Genomic DNA, 15,227 nt, shown 5'->3' with positions numbered 1-15,227 from the left:
TCGCCATGCTTCGACTCACCGACCTCCGATTGCCGCTGGACCACCCGGCCAGCGCGCTCACCGACGCCATCCTTGCCCGCCTCGGCATCGCCGCGGACGAACTGACCGCCTACACCATCGCCAAGCGTAGCTACGACGCGCGCAAGCGCGGCGGCATCGTGCTGATCTATTCGATCGACGTCGACACGCCGCGCGAGGCCGAGATCCTGCAGCGCCTGCAGGCCGCCGAAACCGCAGCGCTGGCGCAGGATGCGAAGAAGGGCGCGGGCGACGCCGGCAAGGTGCTGCCGACCCCCGACACCGACTACAAGTTCGTCGCCCGCGCGCCGGACGCGCTGCCGCTGCGGCCGATCGTGATCGGCATGGGCCCCTGCGGCCTGTTCGCCGGCCTGATCCTGGCGCAGATGGGCTTCCGCCCGATCATCCTGGAACGCGGCAAGGCGGTGCGCGAGCGCACCGTCGACACCTTCGGCCTGTGGCGCAAGCGCGTGCTCAATCCCGAGTCGAACGTGCAGTTCGGCGAGGGCGGCGCCGGCACCTTCTCCGACGGCAAGCTCTACAGCCAGATCAGCGACAAGCTGCATCACGGCCGCAAGGTGTTGACCGAGTTCGTCAAGGCCGGCGCGCCGGAGGAAATCCTCTACGTCAGCAAGCCGCATATCGGCACTTTCCGCCTGGTCTCGATGGTCGAGAACATGCGCGAGACCATCGAGTCGCTCGGCGGCGAGATCCGCTTCTCGCAGCGCGTCGAAGACGTGTCGATCGAAGACGGGCAGTTGCGCGGCGTGACCCTCGCCGACGGCGGCGAGTTGCGCGCCGACCATGTCGTGTTCGCGGTCGGCCACAGCGCGCGCGACACCTTCGCGATGCTGCACGAGCGCGGCGTGTTCATGGAGGCCAAGCCGTTCTCGATCGGTTTCCGCATCGAGCACCCGCAATCGCTGATCGACCGCGCCCGTTTCGGGCCGCAGGCCGGCCACGAGATTCTCGGCGCGGCCGACTACAAGCTGGTGCATCACTGCCGCAACGGCCGTTCGGTCTACAGCTTCTGCATGTGCCCCGGCGGCACCGTGGTCGCGGCGGCGAGCGAACCCGGGCGCGTGGTCACCAACGGCATGAGCCAGTACTCGCGCAACGAACGTAACGCCAATGCCGCGATCGTGGTCGGCATCACCCCCGAGGACTACAAGGCCTACGACGCCAGCGACAGCCCGCTCGCCGGCATCGCCCTGCAGCGGCACTGGGAGGCGCAGGCCTTCGCCCTGGGCGGCGGCGAATACGAAGCGCCGGGCCAGACGGTCGGCGATTTCCTCGCCGGGCGACCCTCGACCGCGCTCGGCGCGGTGCAGCCCTCGTACACGCCGGGCGTGCGCCTGAGCGACCTGAGCGCGTCGTTGCCCGACTACGCGATCGCGGCGATCCGCGAAGCCTTGCCGGCCTTCGACAAGCAGCTCAAGGGTTTCGCCATGCCCGATGCGATGTTGACCGGCGTGGAGACGCGCACGTCGTCGCCGGTGCGCATCACGCGCGGCCCGGACGGCCACAGCCTCAACACCCGCGGCCTGTTCCCGGCCGGCGAAGGCGCGGGCTATGCCGGCGGCATCCTGTCGGCGGCGGTGGACGGCATCAAGACCGCCGAAGCGGTGGCGATGAGCATCATGGCCGGCCTCGGCCGCGCCTGAGGCCGCGCGCGCAAAGCGGCTGCGGTCCGGTCCTCGTGCGATTCGCACCCGCAGACCGGATGGTTCGGCCTGGATGTAGCCCTGGGTATTCGGTTCCGCCGAAGTAAGGCGGAGCCTGCGAACGCAGGATCCACAGACTTCGGTGTTTCGCCCCGCCGCCGTGCCCTATCCCCCGATTGCGCAAGCCATGTGCGCAATCGGTCGACCGCGCCCGGCGGGCCCCGGCCATGCCGAATGGCAGGGGGCAGGGCGGACGCGATGGGTAGGATGCGGAATCCTGTCCGTGTTCGCGTCGCCGGAGTCTTCCATGGTTCGTCCGATCCACGCCGTCCTGCCCCTGCTGATCGCCACGGCCCTGCCGTTCTCCAACGCGGGCGCCCAGACCGCCGCACCGCGCGACCTGCCTTATCCGGGCACCTTGCAACTCGACGTCGATGCGACCGACCTGGCGCGGCGCGTGCTGCACGTGCGGCAACGCATTCCGGTGCAGCCGGGCGCGCTGACCTTGCTGTTTCCGCAGTGGATCCAGGGCAACCACTCGCCGACCGGACCGATCGACAAGCTCGCCGGTCTGCGCCTGCGCGGCAACGGCCAGACCATCGCCTGGCAGCGCGATCCGCTCGACGTCTATGCCTTCAAGCTGGTCGTGCCCGAGGGCGTGAGCGAGCTGGAGGCGAGCTTCGACATGCTCACCCCCACCGGCGGCAACCAGGGCCGGGTGGTGATGACCGCCGACATGCTCAACGTGCAATGGAACCAGGTCGCGCTGTATCCGGCCGGGTATTACGCGCGCGGCATCCAGATCGTGCCGAGCCTGAAACTGCCGGCCGGTTGGCAGGCGGGCACCGCGCTCGAGCTCGAATCGCGCCAGGGCGACAGTCTGCGTTACCGCGCGGTGCCGTTCGATACGTTGCTCGATTCGCCGGTTTTCGCCGGGCGCCATTTCAAGCAGATCGATCTCGCTCCCGATGCGAACACGCCGGTGCGCCTGAACGTGGTCGCCGATGCGGCCAAGTACCTGGAAGCCAAGCCCGAGCAGATCAAGCTGCATCGCGAGCTGGTCAGCCAGGCGTTCAAATTGTTCGGCTCGCGTCCGTTCGACCGCTACGATTTCCTGTTCTCGCTGTCGGGCCAGATGAGCGGCATCGGCCTGGAGCATCACCGCTCCAGCGAGAACGGCCTCGATGTCGACTACTTCACCGGCTGGGACGGCGGCAGCGCCATCAGCCGCGATCTGCTCGCGCACGAATTCGCCCACTCCTGGAACGGCAAGTACCGTCGCCCGGGCGGTATCGCCGCGCCCAACTTCAACGTGCCGCTCAGCGACAGCCTGCTTTGGGTTTACGAAGGCCAGACCCAGTACTGGGGTTACGTGCTGACCGCGCGCTCGGGGCTGTGGAAGCCGGAACTCGCGCGCGAAGCGCTGGCGCAGGTCGCCGCGCGCTACAGCCACGACCGTCCGGGCCTGGCCTGGCGCGCGTTGCAGGACACGACCTACGACCCGGTGATCGCCCAGCGCCGGCCCAAGTCGTATACCAGCTATCAGCTCAGCGAGGATTACTACCAAGGCGGGCAACTGGTGTGGCTGGCGGTCGACGCCAAGCTGCGCGCGCTCAGCGGCGACAAGCGTTCGCTCGACGACTTCGCCCGCGCCTTCTTCGCCGGCGAGAACGGCGACTATCGGGTCAGGCCCTACGAGTTCGAGGACGTGGTCGCCGCGCTCAACGGCGTTGCCGCCTTCGACTGGGCTGCGTTCCTGCGCGAGCGTGTCGACGGTAACGCGCCGCCGGTCGACGGTCTGGCCGCGAGCGGTTGGAAGCTGGTGTTCACCGACACGCCCGGCGAGTTCCAGAAACTCGCCGAGGGCGAACGCAAGGCCGTCGATCTCACTTATTCGCTCGGCATGAGCGTGTCGAGCGGCGATTCCTCGGTGGTCAGCGTACGTTGGGACGGCCCCGCCTTCGACGCCGGCATCGCCCCGGGCAACAGCGTGCTCGCGGTCAACGGTTATGCGAGCAGCGGCGAGCGGCTCAAGGATGCGGTCACCGCGGCCAAGGACGGTCAGCACCCGATCGAGTTGCTGATCAAGAACGGCGATGCCATCAAGACCGTGCGCATCGACTACCGCGAAGGCTTGAAGTACCCGAAGCTGGAACGCATCGACGGCACGACGGATCGTCTGTCGAAGATCTACGCGCCGAAGTAGGGCGATACTTCGGCATCGTCGACGTTCAGGAGGAGACCCAAACCATGTACGGATTGATCGGCAAGATGAAAGCCGCCGCCGGCCAGCGCGATGCCCTGATCGCTATCCTGCTCGACGGCATCGACGCCATGCCCGGCTGCCTCAGCTACGTCGTCGCGCGCGACCCCAAGGACGCCGACGCGATCTGGATCAGCGAAGCCTGGGACAGCCAGGACAGCCATCGCGCTTCGTTGGCCTTGCCGTCGGTGCAAGCCGCTATCGCGAAGGCGAAACCGATCATCGCCAGTTTCGACGAATACCACGAGACCGAACCGGTCGGCGGCCACGGCCTGCGGAGCGGCTGAAGCCGCTCAAGCCGCGTCCTGCGACGGTGGCGGCGTTTCCGCCGCCGCGCGCCGTCGCCACAGCATGCTGCGCAGCACGCCGTCGCGGCGGATCAGGCCGTGGTACAGCGCCGCCGCGCCGTGCATCAGGATCAAGCCGAACAGCGAATACGCCAGCACCCGATGCAGCCAGCGCAGGCGGGCGAACCAGTCGGCGTCGAACGGCGCGATCGCCGGCAGGCGCAGGCTGTCGCTCAGCATGACCGGATAACCGCCGGCCGAGAGCATCGCCCAGCCGACCAGCGGCAAGGCCAGCATCAGCGCGTACAGCAGCCAATGCGAAGTCTGCGCGGCGATGCGTTGCAACGCCGGAAGATCGGCCGGCAACGGCGGCGGCGCGCGCCACAGGCGCAGGATCAAACGCAGCGTCGCCAGCACCAGGATCGCCGCGCCGAGCGGCTTGTGCAGCGCCAGCAACCAACTGTGCCGCGCCGAGACGCTGGCGACCATGCCCACGCCGACGAACAACATGGTCAGGACCATCGCCGCCATCAGCCAATGCAGCACGCGGGCGGGCCACCAGAACAATTCGGTATCGCGATTCATGGCGCTTGCTCCTGTGCGTGAGCGGTGGCGCCGCCGGCCTGCTCGGCGGTGCGGCGACGATAGGATTCGGCATAGGCCGACGAGCGCGCCGGCAGCAGCGGGTCGTCGGACGCGGCGATGCCCGCCGGCAGGATCAGCGGATCGAAGTTGATGTCGCGGCACGCGCCGTGGTCTTGCGATTCGCTGCGTTCGATCACCACCGTGCCGGCGTCGATCTCGACACGATCCTGCGGCCAGATCCGGGTCGCATCGGCGGTCGGGTCGCCGGCCTGGCCCAGGGTCACCAACAGGCGCCAACGCAGCGGGCCTTGCGCCAAGCGTCGGTTCAACTCGCCGTCGAGGTAATCCTGCGGTGGCGGTACGGGCGCGTTGCCCGCAGGGCGGTTGTCGGCGGCGACGCGCCAGCGCACCGCCTGGCGCGTGCCGGCGGCATCGATGAAGTAGAACGCGTTGAGGCCGTAGTAGCTTTCGGTGGCGTAGCTCGCCGACGGCTTGTGGTTCTTGGCCCAGGCGCGGAAGGCCGCGGTTTCCGGATGCGCGGCGAAGAACGCGGCCTGCTTGGCCGGGTCGGGCTTGCCGGTGGCGGGATCGGGCCGGCCCGCCGCCAGTTGCTCGTAGAACGCCTGCGGCGTGGCGACTGGAAACACCGGCATGCTGTTCATGCCGGTGCGCCACTGCTGGCCGTCGGCCTGGGTCAGGCGCAGGGCGAGGCTGCGGATGGGCACACCGAAATCCGGCGCATGCGGGTTGCCGCCGGGAATCGCGAAGCGGCCGACCAGGGGTGTGCGGCCGGGCGCGAACAGGGCCGCCTTCGAATACCGGGCGGCGCTGCCGTTGCTGTCGAAATGGCCGATCACGCAGACGCCCTTGGCGTGGTTGCGGCGATAGCCCGGATGCAGGCCGCCGTTGACCTGCAGGCGGTCGACGATGCGTTGCGGGGTGAGCCGGTGCGGGTCGAGCCAACCGCCGACATAGCCGAACGCGGCGGCGACGCCGGTCACGGCGGCGGCGATCAGGGCCCAGCGTGCGAGCGGGAAGGGCGGTCGACGGGGTCGGTCGGTCGGGTCGGTCGGTGGCGTGGGCGAGGACATTCGGGCACTCGGATTAGGGAGGCGGGGCGGGGTTCTCTGGGTACGACGCGCGCCGGCGGGGTTTATTCCCGGGCCGCGGAATAAACTGCGGCCAGCGGCGTCCCATTTAGAGATTCCCCGACCTGCCTCCACGGACCGCCCATGCCCGCCAGCGACCTCGACAGCGCCCTGCGCGAACAACTGCCCTCGCTGCGGCGGTTCGCGCGCTGGCTCGCCCGCGATCCGCATGCCGCCGACGACCTGGTCCAGGCCGCGCTGGAACGGGCGATTTCCGCTTGGAGCAAACGCCGCGACGCGCAGGCGTTGCGGCCGTGGCTGTTCGCGATCGTGTACCGCCAATTCCTCGACGGCCAACGCCGCTCGCAACGTTATGCCGGTCTGTTGTCGCGGCTCGGCATCTCCCACGACAGCCAGCCCTCGGCCGAGCGCGAAGTTCTCGCGCGTTCGACCCTGGAAGCGATGCAGCGCCTGCCGGTCGAACAACGCAGCCTGCTGTTGTGGGTTTCGGTCGAGGGACTCAGCTACCAGGAAGTCGCCGACATTCTGCAGGTGCCCATCGGCACGGTCATGTCGCGTTTGTCGCGCGCACGCGACGCTCTGCGCCGGCTCAGCGACGGCGAAGCCCCGGCGTCGCCGCTGAGATTGTTGAAGACGCCTGCCGCAACGAAGTCGACCCCATGATCACCACGCCGAGCGAGTACGAAATCCACGCCTATGTCGACGGCCTGCTCGACGGCGAGCGCCGCGCCGCGTTCGAGGCCTGGCTTGCGCAGCATCCCGAACGCGCCGCCGAGATCCAGGCCTGGCAGCGCGATGCGCAACTGCTGCGCGCGGCGCTGGCCGGCGAAACCGTGGCGGCGCCGGCCGGGCCCGATCCGGCGCGCCTGGACCCCATGCGCCTGCGTGCCGGCCTCGCGCGTCGGCGCAACGCGCGCTACGCGATGGCCGCGGCGGTGCTGTTGAGTCTCGGCGTCGGCGGCATCGGCGGATGGCAGGCGCGCGACTGGCGCGGCACCGCGCCGGCGGCGGCGGCGATGGCGCCGATGGGCGATGCGATCCAGGCGCACCGTTTGTTCGCCTCGCGCCACGATCTGCGGCCCGATCGGGCGGCGCGCGGCGGCGACCTGCAAGGCTGGCTCGATACGAATTTCCGCGAACCGATGCGCCTGCCCGATCTGAGCGGGGCGGGGTTCCGCCAGGTTGGCGCACGCCTGCTTGCGACTGAACAGGGCGCGGCCGCCCTGGTCGTCTACGAAGACGCCGGCGGTAACGCAATCAGCTTCTATATCCGGCCGCCGGGCCCGCGCCGCCACCTGCTGCCGCGCGGCGACCGCCGCGACGGCGACTTGCTCACACAGTACTGGTCGCGCGGGGGGTACAACTATGCGATGGTGAGCAGCGGGGAATCGGCGGATGTCGTCAGGCGCGCGCTGGATGGCGCGATCTGACAGAACTCAGGAAAGGCCATGACGATGATCTCTACGGATATGCAGGAAACGCGCAACGCGTTCGGAACGTTTCTACGCTCGTTGGCGGAAGGCATGGCGACGCAGCAGGACTGGCGCCGCTTCACGATCGCGCACTATCACGATCCCACTCTGGAAGCGGCGCGGATCGAACTGGTCCGCGCCTCGCAGCACGAATCGGAAATGCCGACCGAGTCGTCGAAGGTGCAGGACCTGGCGAGCGAGATCGATCGCCGCTTCAGCAGCTGAAAAACCATAAGCCTTCGCCATAAGCCGTCGCCATAAGTCTTCATCGGTGCGATGAAGGTCGTACGACAAGCAGGTTCGCGCAACAAAAAAGCCCCGCATGCGGGGCTTTTTGTTTTCATGCCGGCGAGCTTCAGGCCGCTTGCACGATCCGCAAGGGATTGCGGTATTCCTTCAGCAACTCGGCCTCGCGCTCCTTGGCCTTGTGCAGGTGCGCTTCCTTGACGTGGCCGTAGCCGCGGATGTGCTCGGGGACGCTGGCGATCTCGGCGGCCAGATCGACGTTGCCGCCGTCCAGGGTCGCCAGCAGGCCGGTCACGGTCTGCTCGTAGTCGGCGATCAGCTGGCGCTCCATCTTGCGCTCTTCGGTGTAACCGAAGATGTCGAGCTTGCTGCCGCGCAGCTTGCGCAACTTCGCCATCCACTTGAACGCGGTGAACACCCAGGGGCCGAATTCCTGCTTGATCAGACGGCCCTGGTCGTCCTTCTTGGCCAGCAACGGCGGGGCGAGGTGGAACTTGAGCTTGTAGTCGCCGTCGAACTGCTGCTCCAGCTTGCGCTGGAAATCGCCGCTGGTGTACAGGCGCGCCACTTCGTACTCGTCCTTGTAGGCCATCAGCTTGAACGAATAACGCGCGACTGCCTCGGCCAGATCGGTCGAGCCCGGCGCCTTGGCCTGCTCGGCTGCGCGCACCTTGGCGACGAAGTCGGCGTAACGCTTGGCGTAGTTCGCGTCCTGGTATTCGGTGAGGAAGGCGATGCGGCGCGAGATCAGTTCGTCGAGCGAACGCGACAGGCGCAGGTCGTCGAGCGGCAGGAAGGCGACGTTGTCGCTGTCGGCGTTCGCAGGCACATGCCGCAGTTCGTCTTCGTTGCGGGTCGCGCGCGGGGCCGAGGTCGCGCCCCATTCGTTGCCTTCCCATTCGCCCGGCGCCAGGTGCGGCAGGGCGTGCGGCGTCGCTTCGGCGGCGGTCGGCGCGTTGCGCACCAAGCCGGCGGCCTCGGCGACCGCCTTCGGGTCGATCGCGGCCAGGCGGCCCCAGGCGAACGCGGTCTTGTTCATCTCGATCGCGGCGCCGTTGAGCTCGACCGCGCGCATCAGCGCATCGAACGAGATCGGCACCAGCGCGCGCTGCCAGGCGTAGCCGAGGATGAACAGATTAGTCGCGATAGCGTCGCCGAGCAGCGCGGTGGCGAGCTGAGTGGCGTCGACCAGCAGCGGCTCTTCGCCGCCCAGCGCCTGGCGCACCGCGGCGACGATGTCGGCGGCGGGGAACTGCATGTCCGGTCGGGTGGTGAAGGTGCCCGGCATCGCTTCGTAGGTGTTGAGCACGACCGCGCTGCGGCCGGCGCGCACCTTCGACAGCGCCCAGTAGTCGTTGACCACGACCATGTCGCAGCCCAGCACCAGGTCGGCTTCGCCCGCGGCGATGCGCACGGCGTGGATGTCGGCCGGAGTCTTGGCGATGCGGATGTGGGTGGTGACCGCGCCGCCCTTCTGGGCCAGACCGGTCTGGTCGAGCACGCTCGCGCCCTTGCCTTCCAGATGGCCGGCCATGCCGAGCAGGGCGCCGATCGTCACCACGCCGGTGCCGCCGACGCCGGTGATGAGGATGTTCCAGGGCGTGTCGAGCGCCGGCAACTGCGGCGCCGGCAGGTTCTGCAGGCGGTCCTTGGCCGAGGAGCCTTTCTTCTTCTTGAGTCCGCCGCCTTCGACGGTGACGAAGCTCGGGCAGAAGCCGTTGACGCAGGAATAGTCCTTGTTGCAGTTCGACTGGTCGATCTCGCGCTTGCGGCCGAACTCGGTTTCCTTCGGCAGCACCGAGACGCAGAACGACTTCTTGCCGCAGTCGCCGCAGCCTTCGCAGACCAGGGTGTTGACCATCACGCGCTTCTGCGGGTCGACCATCTTGCCGCGCTTGCGGCGGCGGCGCTTCTCGGTCGCGCAGGTCTGGTCGAAGATCAGCACGCTGGTGCCCTTGACCTCGCGCAGGCGCTTTTGCACCGCGTCGAGTTCCTTGCGGTCATGGAACTCCATGTCGCTGGGGAAGATCTCGCGCTTGTTCCACTTGGCGATGTCGTCCGACAGCAGGACGATGGTGTGCACGCCTTCCGAACGCACCTGGTGGGCGATCTGCGGCACCGACAGGGTGCCGTCGACGGGCTGGCCGCCGGTCATCGCGACCGCGTCGTTGTAGAGGATCTTGTAGGTGATGTTGACGCCGGTGGCGACCGACTGGCGGATCGCCAGAGAGCCGCTGTGGAAATAGGTGCCGTCGCCGAGGTTCTGGAACACGTGTTCGGTGTCGGTGAATGCCGATTGGCCCGACCAGGTCACGCCTTCGCCGCCCATGTGGGTGAAGGTGTTGGTGTCGCGGTCCATCCAGGTGACCATGTAGTGGCAGCCGATGCCGCCGAGCGCGCGCGAGCCCTCCGGCACCACGGTCGAGGTGTTGTGCGGGCAGCCCGAGCAGTAATGCGGCACGCGCGGGAACGAGGCGCGCGGCAGGGCGAGTTCGCTTTCCTTCTCGGCCATCCAGCGCAGCACGTTCTCCATGTGCTCGGAGTTGTGGAAGCGCTGGATGCGGCGCGCGATCACGCCGGCGATGCGGGCCGGGGTCAGCTCGCCGGTCGAGGGCAGGATCCACTCGCCGCTCTCGTCGTACTTGCCTACGATCGACGGACGGCGCTCGCCGTCCCAGTTGTACATCGATTCCTTCATCTGGCTTTCGATGAAGGCGTGTTTCTCCTCGACCACCAGGATGTCGTCGAGGCCGCGCGCGAACGCGCGCAGGCCGACCGGCTCCAGCGGCCAGGTCATGCCGACCTTGTAGACGCGGATGCCGAGGTCGGAGCAGGCGCGTTCGTCCAGGCCGAGGTATTCCAGCGCCTGCAGCACGTCGAGGTAGCTCTTGCCGGTGGTGATGATGCCCAGGCGCGCGTTCGGCGAATCGATCACGGTGCGGTCGATGCCGTTAGCGCGGGCGAAAGCCTGCGCGGCCTTCACCGCGTACTGGTGCAGGCGCATCTCCTGGTCCATCGGCGGATCCGGCCAGCGGATGCTCAGGCCGCCCGGCGGCATGACGAAGTCGTCGGGGGTGACGATCTGCAGCGCCAGCGGATTGACGTCGACCGAAGCCGAGGACTCGACGGTTTCGGCGATGGTCTTGAAGCCGACCCAGCGCCCGGTGAAGCGCGACATGGCCCAGCCGATCAGGCCCATGTCGAGGATGTCCTGCACGCCGGCCGGGTTCAGGATCGGCATCATCGCGCTGGTGAACTCGCCTTCCGAGCCGTGCGGCAGGGTCGAGGAGCGGCAGGCGTGGTCGTCCGCGGCCAGGGCCAGGACGCCGCCGTACTTGCTGGTGCCGGCGGCATTGGCGTGCTTGAACACGTCGCCGGTGCGGTCCACGCCGGGGCCCTTGCCGTACCACATGCCGTACACGCCCTCGACCTTGGCGCCGGGGAACAGGTTGGTCTGCTGGGTGCCCCAGACCATGGTCGCGCCCAAGTCCTCGTTGAGGCCCGGGGTGAACTTCACCCCCGAGGCTTCCAGGTACTTGCGCGCGCGCCACAGCTCCAGGTCGAAACCGCCCAGCGGCGAGCCGCGGTAGCCGGAGATGAAGCCGGCGGTATTGAGGCCGGCGGCCTGATCGCGCAGCCGCTGCATCAGCGGCAGGCGCACCAGCGCCTGCACGCCGCTCAGGTAGATGCGGCCTTCCTGACGGGTGTACTTGTGATCGAGCGAATAGTCCGTATCGAGGACGCTGTTGGTCAGGTCGGTATTCGCCGACGAAGGCGAGCTGAGTTCTGCGGTGCTGGTCATGGGCGGGCTCTCGCGGCGGTGCCGCGGGTTGGCTGGCGGGGCGGGACGGCATCCCGGCCGGGACGGCGGTGGCGCGCCGGGGCCCGAGCAAAGACTCGGAATTATAGCCTTTAGGCCCAATCGCGCCGTGAGCCGGGCGGTAAGCCCGAACGAGTGTGACGGTCGGCGCGGCCGTCGTGCCGGCGTACCTGGGCGTATTGCCGGGGAGATTGACGGATGCTGCGCCGTTCAGCAGCATCGCGCGGCTTCGAGCCTCGTCGTCGGGCGCCCATCCGGAGAGCCCGTGGCTCAAGACCTTTACTGCTGGCGCTGCGACCGCGTCGTGCCGATGCTGACCGAACCCGAATGGGAGCGGATGGCGCCGGCCCTCGACGAGGCCGTCGCCGAAGTGCAGCGCTACCGCGTCTCGACCGCGAGCTCGCTGCAGGCCGCCTTGGCCCAGCCCCACGGCCGCGACGCGCTCAAGCTGTACTACCGGATGACCGGGCAGCTCGAAACCAAGCCCGACGCCATCCGTCACCATCGCCTGTCCCTGTACGGCCCGCCGTGCGCGCATTGCGGCAAGCCGCTGCGCACGCCGCGCGCGAGTCACTGCGTCGCCTGCGGTGCGATGCGGGCCGAGGCTGCGGCCGAGTAGTGCCGGATCGGTTCGAGTGTCGCCACCGCGTCGATTTCGATGGTCGGATCGCGATGATCGCCGCCGGTGATCGCCGAGTCCCAAGATGCGGGGCCACGTTTGAGAGCCGCATCGCCGAACAGTTACAGTCGGGCGATGACCGCCTTCGACCAAGTCAGCCTGACCACGCAACGCCTGTTGTTGCGACCGCTCGCCGCCGCCGATGCTGGCGCCCTGATGGCGATCTATGCCGATCCCGAAGTGATGCGCTACGGCAGCTCGCCGCCCTGGGATTCGATCGAGAAAGCCGATGCGCAGATCGTCCGCGACCGCGAGGCGATGGCCGCCGGCCATTTCCTGCGCCTGGGCTTGCAGCGGGTCGACGACGGCGCGCTGATCGGCACCTGCACCCTGTTCAATCTCGACCCGCCGTGCCGCCGCGCAGAGATCGGCTATGCCCTGGCCGTATCGGCCTGGTCGCGCGGCTACATGCGCGAAGCCCTGCCGGCGCTGATCGATTTCGGTTTCGAGGCGATGGACCTCAACCGCATCGAAGCCGACATCGACCCGCGCAACACCGCCTCGACCAAGAGCATCGAGCGACAGGGGTTCGTACGCGAGGGCTATCTGCGCGAGCGCTGGATCGTGCAGGGGGTGTTTTCGGATACGGCCTTGTATGCGCTGTTGCGCAGCGATTGGCAGGCGCAGCGTCGCAAGGCGGCTTCGGGGTAGGGGGCGATCGCGCTTTTCATGTTCGCACCGTCGCTCCATGTGACCCCAGGGTAGGAGCGACGCAAGTCGCGCCAGTGTTGCCTCCGTCTCGCTACGCTGCTTGGCCTTGGCCTTGGCCTTGGCCTTGGCCTTGGCTATTGCCGTTGCCGTTGCCGTGCGCAGCTTCGGCCTGCGATGCAATTGAAGACCCGGAGGGCGGCGCGCAGGGACGCGCGCCGTTTTTCATCGGGACAGGGATGTCCCGTATGAAAAATTCCTGCGGAGGCACCGCTCGTGCGGGCCTGTGATTCAAAGAAAAGCATTTTTCTTTGGTTACCTTTCTTTTGTTGCTTATGACAAAAGAAAGTAACCCGCCGCTTTAGTGGCGGAAGCTTTAGGCGTTTGATCTTGTTTCTTGAGAAGCCATAAGCAAGTGCAAAGCTTCCACCACTGTAGGAGCGACGTAAGTCGCGACCACGTCAGGCGTCTCAAGCGAACCCCTTCAAGCAAGTGCAAAGCTTCCGCCCGCTACGCGGCCGGGTTACTTTCTTTTGCTAAGCCCAAAAGAAAAGTAACCAAAGAAAAGGGCTCTCCTTGCAAGGGCACAGGCCACGAGTTCGTAGCTAGCGCCGGGATTTTTCGATAGGACATCCTTGTCCTATCGAAAAACGCCGCACGTCCTGTGCGGCGCCCTCCGGGTCTCCACTTGACCGGCAAAGCGGCAAAGCAGATCAAAGTCTCGGCAACGGCAACGGCAACGGCAACGGCAAAGGCAACGGCAAAGGCCGCCGTCGGAGGCTCGGCTCCTGGGTAGGAGCGGCGCGAGCCGCGATCGCGCCGCTTCGGTCTTGCGCCGAATCCGGCTTTCCGTAGCGACCGCATCAATCGCGCCCGCTCCTATGTTTATATGGCGTGTCGACGACAGTGCACCCTGCAAGAGGACATTCCGATGACATCGCCGCAGTCCAACAACCGCCGTACCGTCGCCGCCTACGAAAAATGCGCGCGCGACTATGCGGCCTCGGTATCGTCGCAACCGTCGGTCGCCGGGGCCGAGGCGCTGCGGCGGCTCGCCGATGCGCTGCCGTCCGGCGATGGCGTGCTCGAGATCGGGTCGGGCCCCGGTTGGGATGCGGATTTCCTCGAGACCCTCGCCGTGCCGGTCCATCGCACCGACGTGACCCGGGCCTTCTGCGAATTACAGGCCCAACGCGGTCGGCGGGCGGAGGTGCTCGATCTGCTCGCGGACGAGGTCGAGGGCCGTTATGCGGGCGTCCTGATGTTGTGCGTGCTGCAGCATTTCGAACGCGGCGACGTGGACGGCGTGTTGCGCAAGCTGGCCCAGGCCCTGGTCCCGGAGGGAGCCTTGCTGCTGTCGTACCCGCTCGGCGAGGGCGAGTTCTGGGAGCACGGGGACTCGGGCGATTACCGAGTGGTGCTGTGGTCGGATGCGGGGCTGGACGAACGTCTGCGAGCTGCGGGTTTCGAGGTCGACTGGGCGTCGCGCTTCGACGGCAGGGAAGCCCCCTGGCGCAACGTGCTCGCCCGGAGGACGCGATGAACCGGCGCGCCTGGTGGCTGTTCCTCGCCTTGGGCGTGATCTGGGGCGTGCCCTATCTGCTGATCCGGGTCGCCGTCGCCGACATCTCGCCGGTGTCGGTCGCGTTCGGGCGCACGCTCATCGGCGCGATGCTGTTGCTGCCGATCGCAGCGGCACGCGGCGCGTTGCGGCCGCTGTTGTCTCACTGGCGGCCGTTGCTCGCATTCACCGTGGTCGAGATCAGCATCCCGTGGTGGTTGCTGGGCTATGCCGAGACCCGTATCAACAGTTCCACCGCCGGTTTGTTGATCGCTACGGTGCCGGTGATGACCGCCGGCCTGATGGCCCTGAGCGGACACGAGAAGCTGGACGGCCGCCGGCTGCTGGGCCTTTGCGTCGGCTTGGCCGGCGTGGGTGCCTTGGTCGGCCTGGACATCGACGTGTCCAACGGTTGGGCGATGGCCGCCGCCTTGGCGACCGCGCTCGGTTATGCGCTCGGCCCGATCATCATCAGCCGCTACTTGTCCGATGTGCCGCCGTTAGGCGTCATCGCCGCTTCGCTGGCGCTGGCGGCGACGGCCTACGTGCCCTTCGTGCTCAGCGCATGGCCGTCGCAGATCACGGTGGAGGCGGCCGGGGCCGTGGCGATACTGGGGGTGGTCTGCACCGCGCTGGCGTTCCTGCTGTTCTTCGCACTGATCGCCGAAGCGGGGCCGGCGCGGGCCACCGTCATCACCTACGTCAATCCGCTGGTGGCCTTGCTGTTGGGCGTGACCTTGCTGCACGAGCCGCTCACTTACGGCATGTGCGCAGGCTTCGTGCTGGTGCTGCTGGGCTCGTTCCTGGCGACGACGCGCAGCCCGCTCGCCGAGCCATCGCGCGCCGATCCGATCGAGCAGGGCGATTGAGGAAGG

General features: G+C 67.8%; 13 protein-coding genes. 10 read left to right on the top strand and 3 right to left on the bottom strand.

Annotated elements, in window-relative coordinates; all coding sequences use genetic code 11:
- Positions 1–5: 5 nt before the first annotated feature.
- The 3 genes from LC490_RS00370 to LC490_RS00360 all read left to right on the top strand — a co-directional run bounded on the left by LC490_RS00370 (position 6) and on the right by LC490_RS00360 (position 4,232).
- Complete coding sequence (locus LC490_RS00370; protein WP_223618849.1) at positions 6–1,682, top strand: NAD(P)/FAD-dependent oxidoreductase; 1,677 nt, start codon at positions 6–8, stop codon at positions 1,680–1,682.
- A 307-nt stretch (positions 1,683–1,989) separates the two neighbouring features.
- Positions 1,990–3,888 carry a hypothetical protein gene (locus tag LC490_RS00365; protein WP_223618848.1) on the top strand — a complete coding sequence of 633 codons (1,899 nt, stop codon included), beginning with the start codon at positions 1,990–1,992 and terminating at the stop codon, positions 3,886–3,888.
- A 44-nt stretch (positions 3,889–3,932) separates the two neighbouring features.
- Positions 3,933–4,232, top strand: a complete 300-nt coding sequence (locus tag LC490_RS00360; protein WP_223618847.1) for a putative quinol monooxygenase — start codon at positions 3,933–3,935, stop codon at positions 4,230–4,232.
- Between the two features lie 6 nt (positions 4,233–4,238).
- On the opposite strand, the gene LC490_RS00355 is transcribed toward LC490_RS00360, so the two are convergent.
- Positions 4,239–4,817, bottom strand: a complete 579-nt coding sequence (locus tag LC490_RS00355; protein ID WP_223618846.1) for a cytochrome b — start codon at positions 4,815–4,817, stop codon at positions 4,239–4,241.
- Entirely contained in the window at positions 4,814–5,908 is a 1,095-nt protein-coding gene (locus tag LC490_RS00350; protein ID WP_223618845.1) for a catalase family peroxidase, read from the bottom strand. Before LC490_RS00350 ends, LC490_RS00355 begins: the two co-directional genes overlap by 4 nt.
- Positions 5,909–6,049: 141 nt before the next feature.
- On the opposite strand from LC490_RS00350, the gene LC490_RS00345 reads away from it, so the two are divergent.
- From LC490_RS00345 to LC490_RS00335, 3 genes are read left to right on the top strand one after another with little or no spacing between them, the layout of a single operon-like run.
- Positions 6,050–6,589: a sigma-70 family RNA polymerase sigma factor gene (locus LC490_RS00345; RefSeq protein WP_223618844.1), complete on the top strand. Its 540-nt coding sequence runs from the start codon at positions 6,050–6,052 to the stop codon at positions 6,587–6,589.
- Entirely contained in the window at positions 6,586–7,356 is a 771-nt protein-coding gene (locus LC490_RS00340) for an anti-sigma factor (RefSeq protein ID WP_223618843.1), read from the top strand. Before LC490_RS00345 ends, LC490_RS00340 begins: the two co-directional genes overlap by 4 nt.
- 18 nt (positions 7,357–7,374) lie before the next feature.
- Positions 7,375–7,623, top strand: coding sequence for a hypothetical protein (locus tag LC490_RS00335; protein WP_144436312.1), 249 nt, complete (start codon positions 7,375–7,377; stop codon positions 7,621–7,623).
- A 130-nt stretch (positions 7,624–7,753) separates the two neighbouring features.
- Here the strand turns inward: LC490_RS00335 and LC490_RS00330 are convergent, their stop codons facing one another.
- Positions 7,754–11,446, bottom strand: a complete 3,693-nt coding sequence (locus LC490_RS00330) for an indolepyruvate ferredoxin oxidoreductase family protein (protein WP_223618842.1) — start codon at positions 11,444–11,446, stop codon at positions 7,754–7,756.
- A gap of 283 nt (positions 11,447–11,729) precedes the next feature.
- Here LC490_RS00330 and LC490_RS00325 point away from each other — a divergent pair, with 283 nt between their 5' ends.
- The 4 genes from LC490_RS00325 (at position 11,730) to LC490_RS00310 (ending at position 15,221) form a co-directional block, all read left to right on the top strand.
- The gene (locus LC490_RS00325; RefSeq protein WP_223618841.1) at positions 11,730–12,083 is read left to right on the top strand and encodes a hypothetical protein; all 354 of its coding nucleotides are present in this window, start codon (positions 11,730–11,732) and stop codon (positions 12,081–12,083) included.
- A 135-nt stretch (positions 12,084–12,218) separates the two neighbouring features.
- Positions 12,219–12,794, top strand: a complete 576-nt coding sequence (locus LC490_RS00320) for a GNAT family protein (RefSeq protein ID WP_223618840.1) — start codon at positions 12,219–12,221, stop codon at positions 12,792–12,794.
- Between the two features lie 928 nt (positions 12,795–13,722).
- Positions 13,723–14,334 carry a methyltransferase domain-containing protein gene (locus LC490_RS00315; RefSeq protein WP_223618839.1) on the top strand — a complete coding sequence of 204 codons (612 nt, stop codon included), beginning with the start codon at positions 13,723–13,725 and terminating at the stop codon, positions 14,332–14,334.
- On the top strand, positions 14,331–15,221 hold the full coding sequence (locus LC490_RS00310) for a DMT family transporter (RefSeq protein WP_223618838.1): 891 nt from the start codon (positions 14,331–14,333) through the stop codon (positions 15,219–15,221). The genes LC490_RS00315 and LC490_RS00310 overlap by 4 nt, the downstream gene beginning before the upstream one ends.
- Positions 15,222–15,227: the final 6 nt, after the last annotated feature.

Source organism: Lysobacter sp. ESA13C (assembly GCF_019970005.1).
Classification (GTDB): domain Bacteria; phylum Pseudomonadota; class Gammaproteobacteria; order Xanthomonadales; family Xanthomonadaceae; genus Lysobacter; species Lysobacter antibioticus_B.
The sequence above is the reverse complement of the archived record's forward strand: the minus strand, read 5'-3'. Positions and strand labels throughout refer to the sequence as shown.

Excerpts from the sequence above, each read along its gene's own strand:
- LC490_RS00360 (WP_223618847.1), top strand. The coding sequence starts at position 3,933 with ATGTACGGATTGATCGGCAAGATGAAAGCCGCCGCCGGCCAGCGCGAT.
- LC490_RS00355 (WP_223618846.1), bottom strand. The coding sequence starts at position 4,817 with ATGAATCGCGATACCGAATTGTTCTGGTGGCCCGCCCGCGTGCTGCAT.
- LC490_RS00320 (WP_223618840.1), top strand. The coding sequence starts at position 12,219 with ATGACCGCCTTCGACCAAGTCAGCCTGACCACGCAACGCCTGTTGTTG.
- LC490_RS00365 (WP_223618848.1), top strand. The coding sequence starts at position 1,990 with ATGGTTCGTCCGATCCACGCCGTCCTGCCCCTGCTGATCGCCACGGCC.
- LC490_RS00315 (WP_223618839.1), top strand. The coding sequence starts at position 13,723 with ATGACATCGCCGCAGTCCAACAACCGCCGTACCGTCGCCGCCTACGAA.
- LC490_RS00330 (WP_223618842.1), bottom strand. The coding sequence starts at position 11,446 with ATGACCAGCACCGCAGAACTCAGCTCGCCTTCGTCGGCGAATACCGAC.
- LC490_RS00370 (WP_223618849.1), top strand. The coding sequence starts at position 6 with ATGCTTCGACTCACCGACCTCCGATTGCCGCTGGACCACCCGGCCAGC.
- LC490_RS00345 (WP_223618844.1), top strand. The coding sequence starts at position 6,050 with ATGCCCGCCAGCGACCTCGACAGCGCCCTGCGCGAACAACTGCCCTCG.
- LC490_RS00310 (WP_223618838.1), top strand. The coding sequence starts at position 14,331 with ATGAACCGGCGCGCCTGGTGGCTGTTCCTCGCCTTGGGCGTGATCTGG.
- LC490_RS00340 (WP_223618843.1), top strand. The coding sequence starts at position 6,586 with ATGATCACCACGCCGAGCGAGTACGAAATCCACGCCTATGTCGACGGC.
- LC490_RS00335 (WP_144436312.1), top strand. The coding sequence starts at position 7,375 with ATGACGATGATCTCTACGGATATGCAGGAAACGCGCAACGCGTTCGGA.
- LC490_RS00350 (WP_223618845.1), bottom strand. The coding sequence starts at position 5,908 with ATGTCCTCGCCCACGCCACCGACCGACCCGACCGACCGACCCCGTCGA.